Origin of the sequence: Campylobacter sp. US50a (assembly GCF_004379015.1) — a bacterium.
GTDB lineage: Bacteria > Campylobacterota > Campylobacteria > Campylobacterales > Campylobacteraceae > Campylobacter_D > Campylobacter_D jejuni.
Map to the genome: position 1 here is coordinate 91,291 of NZ_RYYJ01000008.1, position 14,469 is coordinate 105,759.

At 31.7% G+C, this 14,469-nt stretch carries 16 protein-coding genes, 5 tRNA genes and 1 pseudogene; 10 read left to right on the top strand and 12 right to left on the bottom strand.

Going from position 1 to position 14,469, the window contains the following annotated elements:
• The first annotated feature begins 43 nt into the window (after positions 1 to 43).
• From ELQ11_RS06590 to traF, 6 genes are read left to right on the top strand one after another with little or no spacing between them, the layout of a single operon-like run.
• Positions 44 to 1,447 (top strand): Fe-S-containing protein, encoded by a 1,404-nt coding sequence (locus ELQ11_RS06590; RefSeq protein ID WP_070252315.1) that lies wholly within the window; start codon positions 44 to 46, stop codon positions 1,445 to 1,447.
• On the top strand, positions 1,437 to 2,726 hold the full coding sequence (locus ELQ11_RS06595) for an ABC transporter permease (protein WP_052858743.1): 1,290 nt from the start codon (positions 1,437 to 1,439) through the stop codon (positions 2,724 to 2,726). Before ELQ11_RS06590 ends, ELQ11_RS06595 begins: the two co-directional genes overlap by 11 nt.
• Positions 2,716 to 3,834, top strand: a complete 1,119-nt coding sequence (locus tag ELQ11_RS06600) for an FtsX-like permease family protein (RefSeq protein WP_002870592.1) — start codon at positions 2,716 to 2,718, stop codon at positions 3,832 to 3,834. Before ELQ11_RS06595 ends, ELQ11_RS06600 begins: the two co-directional genes overlap by 11 nt.
• The gene (locus ELQ11_RS06605; protein WP_002860103.1) at positions 3,831 to 4,484 is read left to right on the top strand and encodes an ABC transporter ATP-binding protein; all 654 of its coding nucleotides are present in this window, start codon (positions 3,831 to 3,833) and stop codon (positions 4,482 to 4,484) included. Before ELQ11_RS06600 ends, ELQ11_RS06605 begins: the two co-directional genes overlap by 4 nt.
• Positions 4,481 to 4,969, top strand: a complete 489-nt coding sequence (locus ELQ11_RS06610; protein WP_002873246.1) for a TlpA disulfide reductase family protein — start codon at positions 4,481 to 4,483, stop codon at positions 4,967 to 4,969. The genes ELQ11_RS06605 and ELQ11_RS06610 overlap by 4 nt, the downstream gene beginning before the upstream one ends.
• On the top strand, positions 4,930 to 5,433 hold the full coding sequence (gene traF / locus ELQ11_RS06615; RefSeq protein WP_134225210.1) for a conjugal transfer protein TraF: 504 nt from the start codon (positions 4,930 to 4,932) through the stop codon (positions 5,431 to 5,433). The genes ELQ11_RS06610 and traF overlap by 40 nt, the downstream gene beginning before the upstream one ends.
• A 9-nt stretch (positions 5,434 to 5,442) precedes the next feature.
• Here traF and ELQ11_RS06620 read toward each other — a convergent pair whose 3' ends face one another.
• From ELQ11_RS06620 to recA, 12 genes are all read right to left on the bottom strand, one after another.
• Entirely contained in the window at positions 5,443 to 5,880 is a 438-nt protein-coding gene (locus ELQ11_RS06620) for a DUF411 domain-containing protein (protein WP_044778617.1), read from the bottom strand.
• A 306-nt stretch (positions 5,881 to 6,186) separates the two neighbouring features.
• Positions 6,187 to 6,603, bottom strand: a complete 417-nt coding sequence (locus tag ELQ11_RS06625) for a hypothetical protein (protein WP_053872186.1) — start codon at positions 6,601 to 6,603, stop codon at positions 6,187 to 6,189.
• A gap of 175 nt (positions 6,604 to 6,778) precedes the next feature.
• Positions 6,779 to 6,863 (bottom strand) — tRNA-Leu (locus ELQ11_RS06630).
• A gap of 5 nt (positions 6,864 to 6,868) precedes the next feature.
• Positions 6,869 to 6,945: transfer RNA gene (locus tag ELQ11_RS06635), tRNA-Arg, on the bottom strand.
• 14 nt (positions 6,946 to 6,959) lie between these two features.
• Positions 6,960 to 7,036: transfer RNA gene (locus tag ELQ11_RS06640), tRNA-Arg, on the bottom strand.
• Positions 7,037 to 7,039: 3 nt separating this feature from the next.
• Positions 7,040 to 7,116, bottom strand: a tRNA-His gene (locus tag ELQ11_RS06645).
• A 24-nt stretch (positions 7,117 to 7,140) separates the two neighbouring features.
• Positions 7,141 to 7,218: transfer RNA gene (locus tag ELQ11_RS06650), tRNA-Pro, on the bottom strand.
• A gap of 42 nt (positions 7,219 to 7,260) precedes the next feature.
• A complete protein-coding gene (locus ELQ11_RS06655) occupies positions 7,261 to 8,109 on the bottom strand; it encodes a DNA ligase (protein ID WP_070261512.1) in 849 nt (282 codons plus the stop codon).
• Positions 8,109 to 8,771, bottom strand: a complete 663-nt coding sequence (gene cgpA / locus ELQ11_RS06660) for a glycoprotein CgpA (RefSeq protein ID WP_134225211.1) — start codon at positions 8,769 to 8,771, stop codon at positions 8,109 to 8,111. The genes ELQ11_RS06655 and cgpA overlap by 1 nt, the downstream gene beginning before the upstream one ends.
• Positions 8,761 to 8,964, bottom strand: a complete 204-nt coding sequence (locus tag ELQ11_RS06665; protein ID WP_002839177.1) for a hypothetical protein — start codon at positions 8,962 to 8,964, stop codon at positions 8,761 to 8,763. Before ELQ11_RS06665 ends, cgpA begins: the two co-directional genes overlap by 11 nt.
• 65 nt (positions 8,965 to 9,029) lie before the next feature.
• Positions 9,030 to 10,274, bottom strand: a complete 1,245-nt coding sequence (eno, locus tag ELQ11_RS06670; protein ID WP_002862301.1) for a phosphopyruvate hydratase — start codon at positions 10,272 to 10,274, stop codon at positions 9,030 to 9,032.
• Positions 10,274 to 11,305 carry a recombinase RecA gene (gene recA / locus ELQ11_RS06675; RefSeq protein WP_002862302.1) on the bottom strand — a complete coding sequence of 344 codons (1,032 nt, stop codon included), beginning with the start codon at positions 11,303 to 11,305 and terminating at the stop codon, positions 10,274 to 10,276. The genes eno and recA overlap by 1 nt, the downstream gene beginning before the upstream one ends.
• A 105-nt stretch (positions 11,306 to 11,410) precedes the next feature.
• Between recA and ELQ11_RS06680 the strand changes: the two genes are divergently transcribed.
• The 4 genes and pseudogenes from ELQ11_RS06680 to ELQ11_RS10095 form a co-directional block, all read left to right on the top strand.
• Entirely contained in the window at positions 11,411 to 12,271 is an 861-nt protein-coding gene (locus ELQ11_RS06680) for a menaquinone biosynthesis family protein (protein WP_044794074.1), read from the top strand.
• Between the two features lie 11 nt (positions 12,272 to 12,282).
• Positions 12,283 to 12,552, top strand: coding sequence for a flagellar biosynthesis protein FliQ (gene fliQ, locus ELQ11_RS06685; RefSeq protein ID WP_002851290.1), 270 nt, complete (start codon positions 12,283 to 12,285; stop codon positions 12,550 to 12,552).
• Positions 12,549 to 13,325 (top strand): UDP-N-acetylmuramate dehydrogenase, encoded by a 777-nt coding sequence (locus tag ELQ11_RS06690; RefSeq protein WP_126213778.1) that lies wholly within the window; start codon positions 12,549 to 12,551, stop codon positions 13,323 to 13,325. Before fliQ ends, ELQ11_RS06690 begins: the two co-directional genes overlap by 4 nt.
• Before the next feature lie 209 nt (positions 13,326 to 13,534).
• Positions 13,535 to 14,469, top strand: a pseudogene (locus tag ELQ11_RS10095) (hypothetical protein); the annotation flags it as partial.

The window sequence follows — 14,469 nt, forward strand, 5'->3', positions numbered from 1 at the left end:
TTTTATTTGAAAAATTAAAATAACAATGTTTAAAGAGTAAATTATGAGTATATATTTTGTGCATTTTCTTATCAGTGTTTTACCGCTAAGTATTTTAATGGCCTTTATCACTCCTGATAAAAAATATATTTTTAAAAGTTTTTTAGTAGTTTTTTTGGGCTTTTTATTTGGATATTTTGCTTTTTTTATCGCAGCACAATTTTTAAAAACTGAAAATTTAATCTTTAATTTTGATTTTGTTTTTATAGGTTTATTGCTAGTAAGCTTTATATTTTATTTTTGGAAAAAAATTGAAATTTTAAATTTTATCTTATTGGGAATTTTAAGTTTTTGCACCGCTTTGCATTATTATTTTTTAAGTCAAGATTTCCCTATTTTTACTAGCTCTTTAATCGATAGCGAAGGTATAAGTTCTTTAGGTTTTATTGCTTTAGCCTTGCTTGTTTGTATTTTGATTTTCTTCTTTTTAAAATGGCAAAAAAATTTTAATCAAAAAACAAGCTTTATGCTGTTTTTACTGCTTATCCTTATAGAAAGCGATAAAGCTCTAGCCAATATCTTGCTTACTTTAATGCGAAATTCCATCATAGAAACTCATACTTTTTTGGTGAGTTTTGTAGGAAAAAGTAATTATTTTGGTGTTTTTGGAATTTATGTTTATTTAATTTTCATCGCTTTTTTAGCATTCTTAAGCTTAAAAATTCGCAAAAAAAATATAAGCAAAAAACAAATTTTAGATATAAATTATCGCAAAAACGAAGCTAAAACAAGTCTTATTAATCGTTATTTTTCCAGTGTTTTTATCTCCTGTGTTATAAGTTTTTGCATTATTTTATACTTTTTTATGGTAAGCTCTAAGCCTTTAACCATAGATGAGCCTAAAGAAATTTTACCCGATAAGAATGGCAAATTTATCTTTGATATAGCTCTTTTAAGGGACAACAAACTCCACCGCTTTGCTTATATCAGCGCTGAAGGCAAAGTGATAAGGTTTTTTCTTATCAACAAAAGAGAAGATAGGGATTCTCCTGTAGCTGTTTTTGATGCTTGTATGATTTGTGGAGATATGGGCTATATCAAAAAAGATGGACAACTCATTTGCATTTCTTGCAATGTGCGTATTTTCTTGCCTAGTGTAGGCAAAAGCGGGGGTTGCAATCCTATCCCACTCAAATACGAATACGATGGTAAAAAAATTACCATAGATGTTAAAGATGTAATAGCAGGATCTAATTATTTTAGTCAAATCAAAGAAATTGAAGTGCAAGATCCTGTATCAAAAACAAAGGTTATAAACACCCAAGCTCCTTTTTCTTATAGTTATAAAGGGATTACTTATTATTTTTCAAATCAAAACAACTATGAAGAATTTAAAAAAGATCCTACAAAATATGTAGAAGAAAATGAAGCGAAGTTTTTAATCCAAAGGAGAAACGATGTTGGCTAAAATGATTTTTAACTCTATATTTAAAAACAAAATTCAAAAATTTTTAGCCTTTCTTACTTGTTTTTTAGCCACGCTTTTGCTCTCTACTATGCTAAATATTACCCTAAGTATAGGCGATGAAGTAACTAAACAACTCAAAAGCTATGGCTCTAATATCCTTGTTTTACCCAAAGGCTCAAGTCTTAGTATAGAAATAGGTAATGAACTTTATGAACCCTTAAAAAACAAAAACTACCTAGAAGAAAAAAATTTATATATGATTAAAGACATTTATTGGCGTAACAACATCACCGCACTTGCTCCTTTTTTAGAAGGTAAAATCACCATTGAAAACTCCCAGCAAAAAGCACTTATTTATGGCACTTATTTTCAAAAAGCCATAAAAATTAAAGATGATGATGATTTTATCACAGGTATAAAAAGTCTTTATCCTTATTTAGCAGTGCAAGGAGAATGGGCAAAAGATGATAGCAATGAAATCATGCTAGGCGAAGACTTTGCTAAAAACAATAAACTAAAATTAGGAGATACTATCAAACTCATAGGAGAAAACAATCAAAGCAAAGAAGTAAAAATCGTAGGCATTTTACTTCATGCCAATCCTAAAATGTCAAATAAAATCATCGCTCCTTTAAATTTAGCTCAAGATTTACTCAACAAACAAGGGCTTTACTCAAGTGCAGAAGTAAGAGCTTTTACCATACCTGAATCAGCCCTTTCTGAAAAAGTGCGTCGCATGGGAGAAGAAAAATTAGATCAGTTAGAATATGACAAATGGTATTGCTCAGCCTATGTAGGCTCAATCGCTAGTCAAATTAGCGATGGCTTACCAGGTGCTGATGCAAAAGCTCTAAATGCTATAAGTGATGCTCAAAGCTTGGTGGTTAAAAAGATCCAATCCCTAATGGGCATTACTTGCATTATTTGTCTTATTGTTGCAAGCATTGCGATTTCAAGTCTAATGAGTTCTGAAATTCATCGCAGAAAGAAAGAAATAGGACTTTTAAAAGTACTTGGTGCTAATACTTTTCAAATTTATCTCATCTTTGCTAGTGAAAATTTAATCGTAGCTTTATTTGCTGCTTTATTTGGATTTATTTTTGGCACAGCCCTTTCTCAAATCATCAGCCTTAGCATTTTTGGATATTTTATTGATATAGCCTTTATAGCTTTACCTTTAAGCTTTATTTTTGCAGGACTTATTGCCTTACTAGGTTGCTTGCTTCCTATCAAAAATATCACACAACTTTCAGCTGCAGGAGTGCTTTATGGTAGATAAGTTTTTCCTTAATGAGCTTTTTAAAAGCATTAGCTTTTCTTATCAAAGACTTTTTATAATAGTTTTAAGTGTTTTTATAGGAGCACTTACTTGCTCAGCTTTTTTAAATATTTATTTTGATATTGACACCAAACTTTCTAAAGAATTAAAAGCCTATGGAGCAAATGTAATGATAAGCCCTAAACAGGATGAAAATTTTATCTCCAATGCTGAGTATGAAAAAGTAAAAGAAAATTTAAAGGCTAGAGCTTTAACTCCTTTTTTGTATGATTTTTTAAATTTAGGCAGTACAAGCGGAGTGGTTTTAGGCACTGATTTTAGAGCTTTAAAAATCACTAAACCTTTTTTAGAAGTTAAAGAAGGAAGCTTTTCTCTAAATGATTTTGATGAAAATTCAGCCTTTTTAGGGGTTAATTTAGCCAAGCAACTAGGCCTAAAAACAGGCAATGAACTTCAAATTTACAATCCAAACAACGGAAAAAGCATAAAACTTACCATAAAAGGCATACTTTCAAGCAATGATGAATTTGATAGCATTGTTTTAGCCCCTTTAAGCGTGGTGCAAAATTTAAGCGATAGAGCCGGTATTAACTATGCTAATGCTGTAGTTTATGGAAATTTTGATGAAGTTAAAGCCAAAACACAAGCAATCAACAATGAATTCATCGATGCAAAACCTATATCTTCAGTATCCTTAAGCGAAGGTTTAGTACTTGGAAAAATCAAAGCTTTAATGTTTTTAATCATACTTGTAGTATTGATCATAGTCACTACTAGCGTTAATACGACCTTAAGTTCTATTATATTTTCTCGCAAAAAAGAAATCGCACTGCGTTTAGCCTTGGGTGCAAAAAAAAGTGAAATTTTTAAACTTTTTGCTAGTGAATGCTTTATAGTAAGTTTTTTTGCTAGTTTAATCGGAGCTTTTTGTGGGATATTTTTAGCCAATGTCTTTGGTTATTTGATTTTTAATTCTAGTATTGATTTTAGATTTATAGCTGTTTTTATAGCCTTAATCATTTCTTTGATTTTTGCCTTTTTGGCTGCATTTTTTCCTATAAAAAGAGCATTAAAAATCAATGTGTGTGAAAATTTGAAAGGTGAATGATGAAAAAAGAACTTATTAAAATAAACAATTTAAATAAAGAATTTGGCAAAGTTAAAGCCTTAAACAATATCAACTTAAGCGTCTATGAAGGAGAATGGCTTGCCATCATGGGTCCATCAGGAAGTGGAAAATCAACACTTTTAAACATACTATCACTCATGGATACTCCAAGCTCTGGGGAGTATATCTTAGACAATGAAAACCTAGAGCAAATGGATGAAGAGCAAAAAATCACCTTGCGTCGTGAAAAAATAGGACTTGTCTTTCAACAATTTCATCTTATCCCCTATCTTAACGCCTTAGAAAATGTTATGCTCTCTCAGTATTATCACTCAAGCGTAGATGAAGAAGATGCTAAAATGGTTCTTGAAAAAGTAGGACTTTCACATAGACTCACTCATTTACCTAGCCAATTAAGTGGCGGAGAACAACAAAGAGTTTGTATAGCAAGAGCTTTGATCAACAACCCAGAGCTTTTACTCGCAGATGAACCCACAGGAAATTTAGATGAAGCCAATGAACAAATCGTTCTTCAAACCTTGCAAAAATTAAAAAATGAAGGCAAAACCATAGTTTTAATCACACACAATCCTGATTTAGCCAAATTCGCAGATCGAACCCTTATCTTACAACATGGGGTGTTAAAATGAAAAAAAGCCTTTTAATCTTAAGCATTTTGTTCTTGCTCAATGCTTGTTCTTTTGAAAATTCAAAAGATACTGGAAAAGTTGGAGAAAAAAGCGCTGAAATTTCAGCTAAAGATACCTTAGGAAAAGCTGTAAAACTTGCTGATGATAATACAAGTTTAAAAGTTTTGGTCTTTTTTCAAAATGGCTGCCCTTCTTGCTTAAAAGAACTCCCTTCTTTAGATGAATTCATACAAAATCATCCCAATAAAATCAGTGTTTATGCTATAAATTCCATCGATAATGTCAATGTGGTTAAGGTTTTAGCCGAACAATTTGACTTTAAAAATGTAAAAGTTTTAAAAGACGATCTTAAAATCACCAATGATCGTTATGCTGTGTTTGCAACCCCTACTACCATCATCATTAAAGATGGGATGATAAAAGATAGAATTTTAGGAGAAAAACCATGGGAATTTTTCGAATCCAAGCTTATTTCTTTGCTTTAATCATAGCTTTATTTTTTGTAGCTTGTGATAGTGGAGAAAATTTTAAAGCTTTAAATAGTGATAAAACCTATAATTTTGCCTACAATGGTTTTGAAAAAAGCCTAAAAATAAATGATAAAGCACAAAATTTTGCCTTAGTATTTTTCACAAAAGATTGTGGAGTTTGTAAAGAACAAATTCCTATTTTACAGAATTTGGCTAAAAATTATGATTTTAATATCTTTGTGGTTTTAGGCGATGCAAACGATGCAAACGATGCAAAAGCTTGGGCTGATGAAAAAGGTTTATCTAATTTAGCAATGTTTTATGAAAAAAGAGCAGCTAAATACCTTTCAAGTGCCATTGGGGAAATATATGGAGTGCCTGTGCTTAGTTTTTTCAAAGAAGGAAAAATGGATGAAAAATTCATAGGCTTAACTCCTTATAGCATACTTGAAAAAGAAATCAAAAAAGTAAAAAGCTAAAAATTTACTTTAAAGCTTTTTATCTCCTATAAAATATCCATAAAGCTCATAGCTTCCATCTTTTTTCATCAAAATTACAGGATATTTTTCACTATAACCTTGTTCCATTCCTGGGCTTCCTTGCGGCATGCCAGGAGCTGAAATTCCTATAACATCTTTAGGTTTGTTTTCAAGCAACCAGCTTACAGCACTTTCAGGAACATGCCCTTCAATAGCATAGCCTTCGATCACACCCGTATGGCAACTTTGATACTCATCTTTTATACCCATTTTTTCTTTGATTTTAAGAAAATCATTGGTTTTATGAACACTAACCTCATAACCCTTAGCTTTCATATAATCAGCCCAAAGATCACAACAGCCACAAGTAGGACTTTCATAAACTTGTATTTCCTTAGCCTGCGTAAGAGTGAGTAAAAAAAGAATGGTTAAAATTGTTTTTTTCATAATCGCTATCCTAAGTAAAAAATATATAATAATACTTTTATAAAGTTAATATCATCACATTTTTAACACTAAAAATAAATTTACAAAAATTTAATCAAGAAAAGATTTTTAATGAGTGCTGATTTTGTCTTTACAGCAAAGATATAAAAGATAAAACGATTTAAAAAACTAGAAATTTTTAACTTAAAAACCTAAAATTTAGATATAATGCTACTTTAAGACGCTTACTATGTCGCTTCATAGTATGTCCTAAAGTTGGATTTCCGCCAAGAGTGAAAACTCAAGGCGGATTTTTATTTGCAATATTTACTTAATAGAATAATTATGATCAGCTGTGCTTCCACATAAATACCCCTTCTTATCAAAACTTGCAATTTCACAAGAAAGAGTAGATAATCTAGCTCTTTTACCATCACTAGTTAATATAAGAACTTGTTTATAATAAACATAATTGCTTTTATCTGAATATATTTTTTGTATTATAGCTTGAGTTGAATTATAAGTTCTTGGATCAACTTTTGCAACAATATCTGCTTCATAAAAAGTTGCCTTTTTAAAAAGTGGCTCACCTAAAGTTGATTTTACACTCTCTTGGAAATATTTGTTTTGCATTTCGCTTGCTGAAACTGGAACTAAATCTTTTTTATTGATAACTATCAAATCTGCAAATGCTGACACATTTAAAGCAACTAAAGCTGCTAAAGCTAAACCTAATTTTTTCATTTTATCTCCTTGAATTGAATTTTGTATATTTTAATTATTTTTCAAATCTTTTGCAAGATAATTTTTAAATTTATCTAAATTAAATTTGCATTTTATCTAGTAATCATAAGAAATTTTAAAATGAAGTAAAAAATTTATGAGAGATCAACTCTTGTTTGAAAATGATAAAAGTAAGTGGTGCGGATGAAAGGACTTGAACCTTCACGCATTGCTGCACCAGATCCTAAGTCTGGCGTGTCTGCCAATTTCACCACATCCGCTAAAGTGGTACGCCCAAGAGGATTCGAACCTCTGACCTACGGCTTAGAAGGCCGTTGCTCTATCCAGCTGAGCTATGAACGCATATAAAATCTTGGTGGTGCGCCCGATAGGAATCGAACCCATAACCTACAGATCCGAAGTCTGTCGCTCTATCCAGTTGAGCTACGAGCGCTAGTGGGGTGAGTGATGGGAATTGAACCCACGACCCTCAGGACCACAATCTGATGCTCTAACCGACTGAGCTACACTCACCATTTTGTATAAATTTATAAAAAATGGTCGGGGTGAAAGGATTCGAACCTTCGGCCCCTTGGTCCCAAACCAAGTGCGCTAACCAGACTGCGCTACACCCCGAATAAATAAAAGGAAATATTTTATCACAAAATAATTTTAAAGTCAAGGATTTTCATCTCTTATTCTTAAAAACACCGGAAAGCGAGGTAAGGAATTTTTGGTTAATCCATTAAATTTATAAGTCACAATACTACCAATTTTTGGAGGATTTTTTCTATCTTCATCTTTTAAACCACTGCCTATTTTAATGATTTGTCCATTAGGCATTTTACAAAGTAAGGCACCTACTTGATTTTCAAATTTACCCTTGCCCTTGCGAAATCCTACTAACTCACACTCTGCATCATCATAGGGTTTTAATTTCATAGCATTTTTACTTCTGCCTTTTTCATAAGGACTTAAATTTTTGCGTATGACAATACCTTCACCTTGATTTTTTATAATGCTTTCGTAAAATTGATTTAAATTATTTTGATTTTCAACTGGAATTTGAGGAATAATTTTTATATAGGCACTAGGATATTTTTGCAAATACTCTTCTAAAACAGCCAAACGATTTTTAAGAGTGCAAGTAGAAATTTGAAATTCTTCACAAGCATTTGGTACATCAAAAATATTATAAGTTACTTCCTTCCATAAGGTCAAATTGCTATCTCCGCTACGAATTAAAGCTGAAATTTCATCAAATTTATTTCTTGCTATCCAAAGCTCACCATCAATAGCAAAAGGAGGGAAATTTTTTGTAAAAAAGTCAGGAGTTTTTATTTGGTAATTTTGGCGAGTTTTTAGATATTTTCCATCCCAAATTCCACGCACTCCATCAAGTTTTTCGCTCATCAAATAAGCATTAAAATCTTTAGAGTTAAAATCTTGCTTATCGAATTTGCTAAGAAGTAAAATTTCATTAGCAAAAACTAAACAAGCACAACATATTAAAAAAATAAATCTCATCAAAGCAGATTAATCATATATCCAGTTGCATCTTTTTGAATATTATAATTATAAGTTCCATCAAGATATATTACAAGTCGATAATATCCTTTATGAGATCCAAAGTCTATGCGTTTAAAAATAGAATTGCTAAGGCGTATGTTTTTTGTAGAGCTAATCATTTTAGATCTAAAATCTATAACGATTTTGCTTGGATTTCCTACTGAAAAATCTGTGATCATTTCATCACTAGTGTTAAGTTTTATTTTGTTTTTATAAACCGCGTAAGAAATAAAATCATAAATCTTTGCAACCTGTAAAGGTATTTCAACATTGGCTGTTGAGTTTGATTCTTGTTTAGAACTATTTTTTTCAGGTATAGTAACTGAAACATCAAGTACTTTTGAAGGATCAGGGCTTTTAAATCTTGATATAGTATAAGTATCGTGCCAATCAATACTTTTATTGACATCTAAATCGATCTTATCTTCACTTCCGTCTAAATTGATATAATTAAAAGTAATGCTTTTTAAAATTCTTGCACTAGAATTAAATTTAACTTCCTCTTTTTGAAATTCAGGTGGAGCAACCAAGGTTATATTTTGATCTGTCTTGAAAGGATTTTCATCAGCATATAAAAGAGAGGTAAAAATAAAAAATATTGCTAAAATTCTAGTTTTCATTTGGGTATAATCCTTTTAATTCAAAATAATCTTTTTGTGCTTTAGCATTTTGTTCTTTGAGCAAAATAATCTTTTTATTAAGCTCTTCTTTGGTATTTTCTAAGCTCAATAAAGTATCTAAAGAATACTGTCCAAAAAACATATTGCCAAAATAAATCGCTCCAATTACAACAAGAAAAGCCCAAAAAATCATTTTTATAACATGGGTATAAAAACTTTTTTTTCTTGTGCTTTCGTCGTATTCTTTAAGTAAATCGCTCAGAGCTTTTCTCCTAAGTATTCATCACTTTCAAGTTCAATTTCAAGCAAGCGATTGTATTTTGCAGTTCTTTCGCCTCTTGCTAGGGCTCCTGTTTTGATTTGTCCTGTATTTAAAGCTACGGCAAAATCTGCTATAAAAGCATCTTCACTTTCGCCGCTTCTATGACTCATCACGCATTTATAGTTATTTCTTTGTGCTAAACGCACAGTTCTCATAGTTTGGGTAATAGTTCCGATTTGATTTGGTTTAATAAGCACAGCATTTGCCATTTTTTTGATGATGCCTTCTCTTAAAATATCTTCATTAGTTACAAACAAATCATCGCCTACAAGCTGAATTTTATTGCCCAATTTTTCAGTAAGCTTAATCCAACCTTCAAAGTCATTTTCAGCTAAGCCATCTTCGATACTGCAAATTGGATATTTTGCACAAAGTTCTACATAGCGTTCGATCAAATCCTCGCTTGAAAAAGCCTTGCCTTCCATGTGGTATTTACCATCTTTGAAAAATTCTGTACTTGCTACATCAAGAGCAATTTTTACACGATTTTCATAACCTGCTTTTTTGATACAAGTCATTAAAAGATCGATAGGTTCTGTGTTATTAGCTAAATTTGGAGCAAAACCGCCTTCATCACCTAAAGCTGTAGAATGTCCAGAATTTGCGAGTTCTTTTTTTAATATCGCATAAATTTCACAAACTGAACGCAAAGCTTCTTTAAAACTAGTAAAACCAAAAGGCATGATCATAAATTCTTGAAAATCTACATTGTTGTTTGCATGAGCACCGCCATTTATGATATTACACATTGGTACAGGTAAAATGCTCGCATTTGCACCACCTAAGTAGCGATACAAAGGCATTCCCAAAGCAGCCGCAGCCGCACGAGCTGTTGCCATAGATACGCCTAAAGTCGCATTTGCACCTAAATTTGAATAGTTCTTTGTTCCATCAAGCTCACGCAAAGTATCATCAAGTTGAGTTTGATTAAAAGCATCTAGCCCTAAAATTTCATCTGCAATGGTTTCATTGACATTTGCAACAGCTTTTAAAACGCCTTTTCCGCCAAATCTTTCATCATTATCACGCAATTCTAAAGCCTCTTTTGAACCTGTACTTGCACCACTTGGAACTATGGCCGCACCTACACTTCCATCGCTTAACGTAACTTCGGCTTTTACAGTTGGATTTCCTCTGCTATCAAGAACTTCATAGGCTCTAACATCTTCAATTACTAACATTATTCTTCTCCTTCGTCATCTTCGCTACCGCTGAACATACCTTCTATTCCCATAGAATTTTGAATCGCTTTTGTGATTTCATCTGCAATTTCAGGGTTTTCTTTTAAGAAAGCTTTTGAGTTTTCTCTACCTTGTCCAAGTTTTTTATCTTTATAAGAGAACCACGCGCCACTTTTATCTACGATATCAAGTTTTACACCGTAATCAATCAACTCACCTTCACGGCTTAAACCCTCTCCAAACATCACATCAAATTCAGCTTGTCTGAATGGAGGAGCAACTTTATTTTTAACTACTTTTACTTTTACACGATTTCCTATAGGTTCTTCGTTTTGTTTTAAGGTTGCTACTTTTCTAACATCTAAACGCACAGAAGCATAAAATTTTAACGCATTTCCACCTGTTGTGGTTTCAGGAGTACCATAACCCATAGCACCGATTTTCATACGAATTTGGTTGATGAAAATTACTGTGGTATTCATTTTATGAACTATACCTGTAAGTTTTCTTAGAGCTTGAGACATAAGTCTTGCTTGAAGTCCTACATGTTGATCGCCCATATCGCCTTCAATTTCTGCTTTTGGGGTAAGTGCTGCAACACTATCTACTACGATAAGATCTACTGCACCACTTCTTGCTATAGTTTCTACAATTTCTAAGGCTTGCTCTCCAAAATCAGGCTGAGAAACATACAAATCATCTGTATTTACACCTAAATTTTTAGCATATTTTACATCAAGCGCATGTTCTGCATCGATAAAAGCACAAACTCCACCTGCTTTTTGGCATTCTGCGATAATGTGTAAAGTTAGAGTGGTTTTACCTGAACTTTCAGGCCCATAAATTTCTATAATTCTTCCTTTTGGAACACCGCCTATACCTAAAGCAAGATCAAGCCCAACTGAACCTGTGCCTATGCTATCGATTTGCTCAACTTCTTTATCCCCTAGTCTTAAGATAGTGCCTTTTCCAAAGGTTTTATCTAAACTTTTTAGGGCAGCATCTAGGGATTTTCTTTTATTATCATCCATAACTTTCCTTGAAATTTCTAAATTTTTAGTTAGAATTTTAACAAAATAAAATTAAATAATGGTTTATTTTGCTAGAATTAAAGCAAAGATTTAAAGGAAGCATAGATGAAAAAAATTACTATTGCGCATTCTCCTGATGCTGATGATATTTTTATGTATATGGCTATTAAATTTGGGTGGATAGGGAATGATTTTGCTTATGAAAATACAGCTTTAGATATACAAACTTTAAATGAATTTGCTTTGAAAAATGAATTTGATACTACGGCTATTTCTTTTGGGCTTTATCCTTTAATTGCTTCTGAGTATGCGCTTTTACGCACAGCAGTGAGTTTTGGCGAAGGTTATGGGCCAAAACTCATCAAGAAAAAAGACACGCATTTAAAAAGAAATTTTAAAGTCGCTTTGAGTGGAGCAAATACCACCAATGCTTTGATTTTTCGTATGAAATACCCTGAAGCTAGAATTATTTATAAGAATTTTTTAGATATTGAAAATGCAATTTTAAGTGGTGAAGTAGATGCAGGAGTTTTGATCCATGAAAGCATTTTAGAATTTGATCAAAGTCTTTGCGTGGAAGCAGAACTTTGGGATATATGGCTTGAATTTGCTAAAGAAAATTTACCTTTGCCTTTAGGTGGAATGGCTTTGCGTCGCTCTTTGCCTTTAAGCGATGCGATTAAGATCGAAAAGGATTTAACCAATGCTGTAAAAATCGCCGATGCAAATCGTAAAATTTTAACCCCTATGCTTATAGAAAGAAAACTTATCCGTGTTGATGAAGAAAAACTGGATACTTATCTTAATCTATATGCCAATAAAAACTCCATTAGCATGAATCAAACTCAACTTTTAGCTGTAGATACGCTTTTTAAACTAGGATATGATTATAAATTTTATGATAAAATCATACATGTAAATGATTATCTTATCCCTAGCGAATACGAAGAAGCTAGAAATTCTTAAAAAGGATAAAAATGGATGAAAGTACCTTGGTTGCTCTTGGAGTGCAAACCTTTAAAATCACACTTTTACTTTCCTTGCCTATGCTTTTAGCAGGGCTTATTGCAGGGCTTGTAATCAGTATTTTTCAAGCAACTACACAGATTAACGAAATGACACTTTCTTTTGTTCCTAAAATCATCCTGGTTGTAGTTATTTTAATCTTTTTAATGCCTTGGATGACTACAACTATGATTGACTTTACCGAAAACATACTAAATCAAATTCCAACTTTTATCAAATGATCATTGATTTTAAAAAATACTCTTCTGTGCGTATAGGAAATAAATTTGAAGTTTTGGTTTTGGATCAAATTTGTGATTTTGATGGTTTTTTAATAGGCGGCGCAAATAACCTTTTAGTCAGCCCAAAACCTAAAAATATAGGAATTTTAGGAGATAGTTTTGATTTTATACAAATTTTAGATCAAAATAAAGATTTTATACATCTTCGCATAGGCTGCAAAACAAAATCAAGCAAAATGTATCGTTTTGCCAAAGAAAACAATCTTAAGGGTTTTGAGTATTTAAGCAAAATTCCTGGTACACTTGGCGGGCTTTTGAAAATGAATGCAGGACTTAAAGGAGAGTGTATCAGTCAAAATTTAATCAAAATTGCCACTTCTGAAGGTGAAATTCTAAGAGCAAATATAAATTTTGATTATCGTTTTTGTCCTTTAAATATGCCTTTTTTTTGGGCTGAATTTAAACTAAACTTTGGCTTTGATACCCTTAAAGATGAAGCTTTAAAAAATGCAAGAAGCAACCAACCTAGTGGACCAAGCTTTGGCTCTATCTTTAAAAATCCGAAAAACGACTTTGCAGGACGTTTAATCGAAGCTGTAGGACTTAAAGGATTTAGCAAAGGAGATGCTATGTTAAGCGATAAACACGCAAATTTTTTAATCAATAAAAAAAATGCAAGTTTTGAAGATGCGTTTTTTCTTATCGAATTGGCTAGAAAAAAAGTCTTTGAAGAATTTGGCACAAACTTAGAAAATGAAGTGATTATAATCTAAACACACAAAACAATAAAAGTCTAAAAAAATTTACTCTTAATCTAACTTTAAAATAAAATACAAATTCAAACCATATAGTTTTATAATAATAAGTATTTAATAATATTTTAAGTATAAATATTTTATTATTCCGCTATTTTATTTTTGTATTTTATATTATTTTTAAAAAATATAATATATAGAACAAATTATAAAGGGAGGAAAATCTTATGAAAAATATCACATTAACTAAAATACCTATAGGAGAGGGCAAAGAACCCTGTTTAAATTCTAAAAAGATAGTTTTATCTTTAGCTACTATTTCTTTTTTGGCAAGTTGTGCTAATGCTAAATTAAATTCTGAAATAAAAACTTATGATGAAATAAATAAAAATGTTAAAACTAGATCAGCAAGTGTTTATAGTTCTCAAAGTGGAACTAGCACAAGTATAAATACATTGCAAAATGATACTCATACCATAAGTAGCACCGGCAATACTCTAGTTATAGGAAATAGTGGAACTATTACTATTTCTGATGGTGGGAAACAAGCGGTCAATTTCACTCAAAGTTCTTCAACAACTACCTTTTTAAACCAAGGAACTCTTATAGGTGGAAGCAATGCTGCTAGCGTTCAACTAGGAGCAAATAAAAATAACGGTGTTACCATAGAAACCTTTGACAATCAAGGTATCATAGGCAATGGTTCTTCTAAATTTGGTATAACAGTTTGGGGAAATTCTGATAATAAATCTACTATTAATAATTTTAATAATAGTGGAACTATTCACTCTGATGCTGGCGAAAGTATTTATTTTAGTAATATTAATATATCAAGTTTTGCTAATAGTGGAACTATTAAAAGTAATAATGGTAAAGGTGTTAACATAGTTAGCGGAGTTAATATACAAACCTTTAACAATAATGGATTTATTAGTGGAAGTGAAGGTGTAAGCTTATCTAGCGGAACTATAAATAGTTTTAATAATAATGGAACTATCAATGGTAACTCTTCTGGCATATTTGTACTTGGTGGCATCATACAAACTCTTGAAAATTCAGGAACTATAATATCTAATGGTAATTATAGTAATCATGCTGGTATAAAACTAGAAAATGGTGGCTCCATAGAAAACATTATCAACACAGGAACTATAGAATCAAA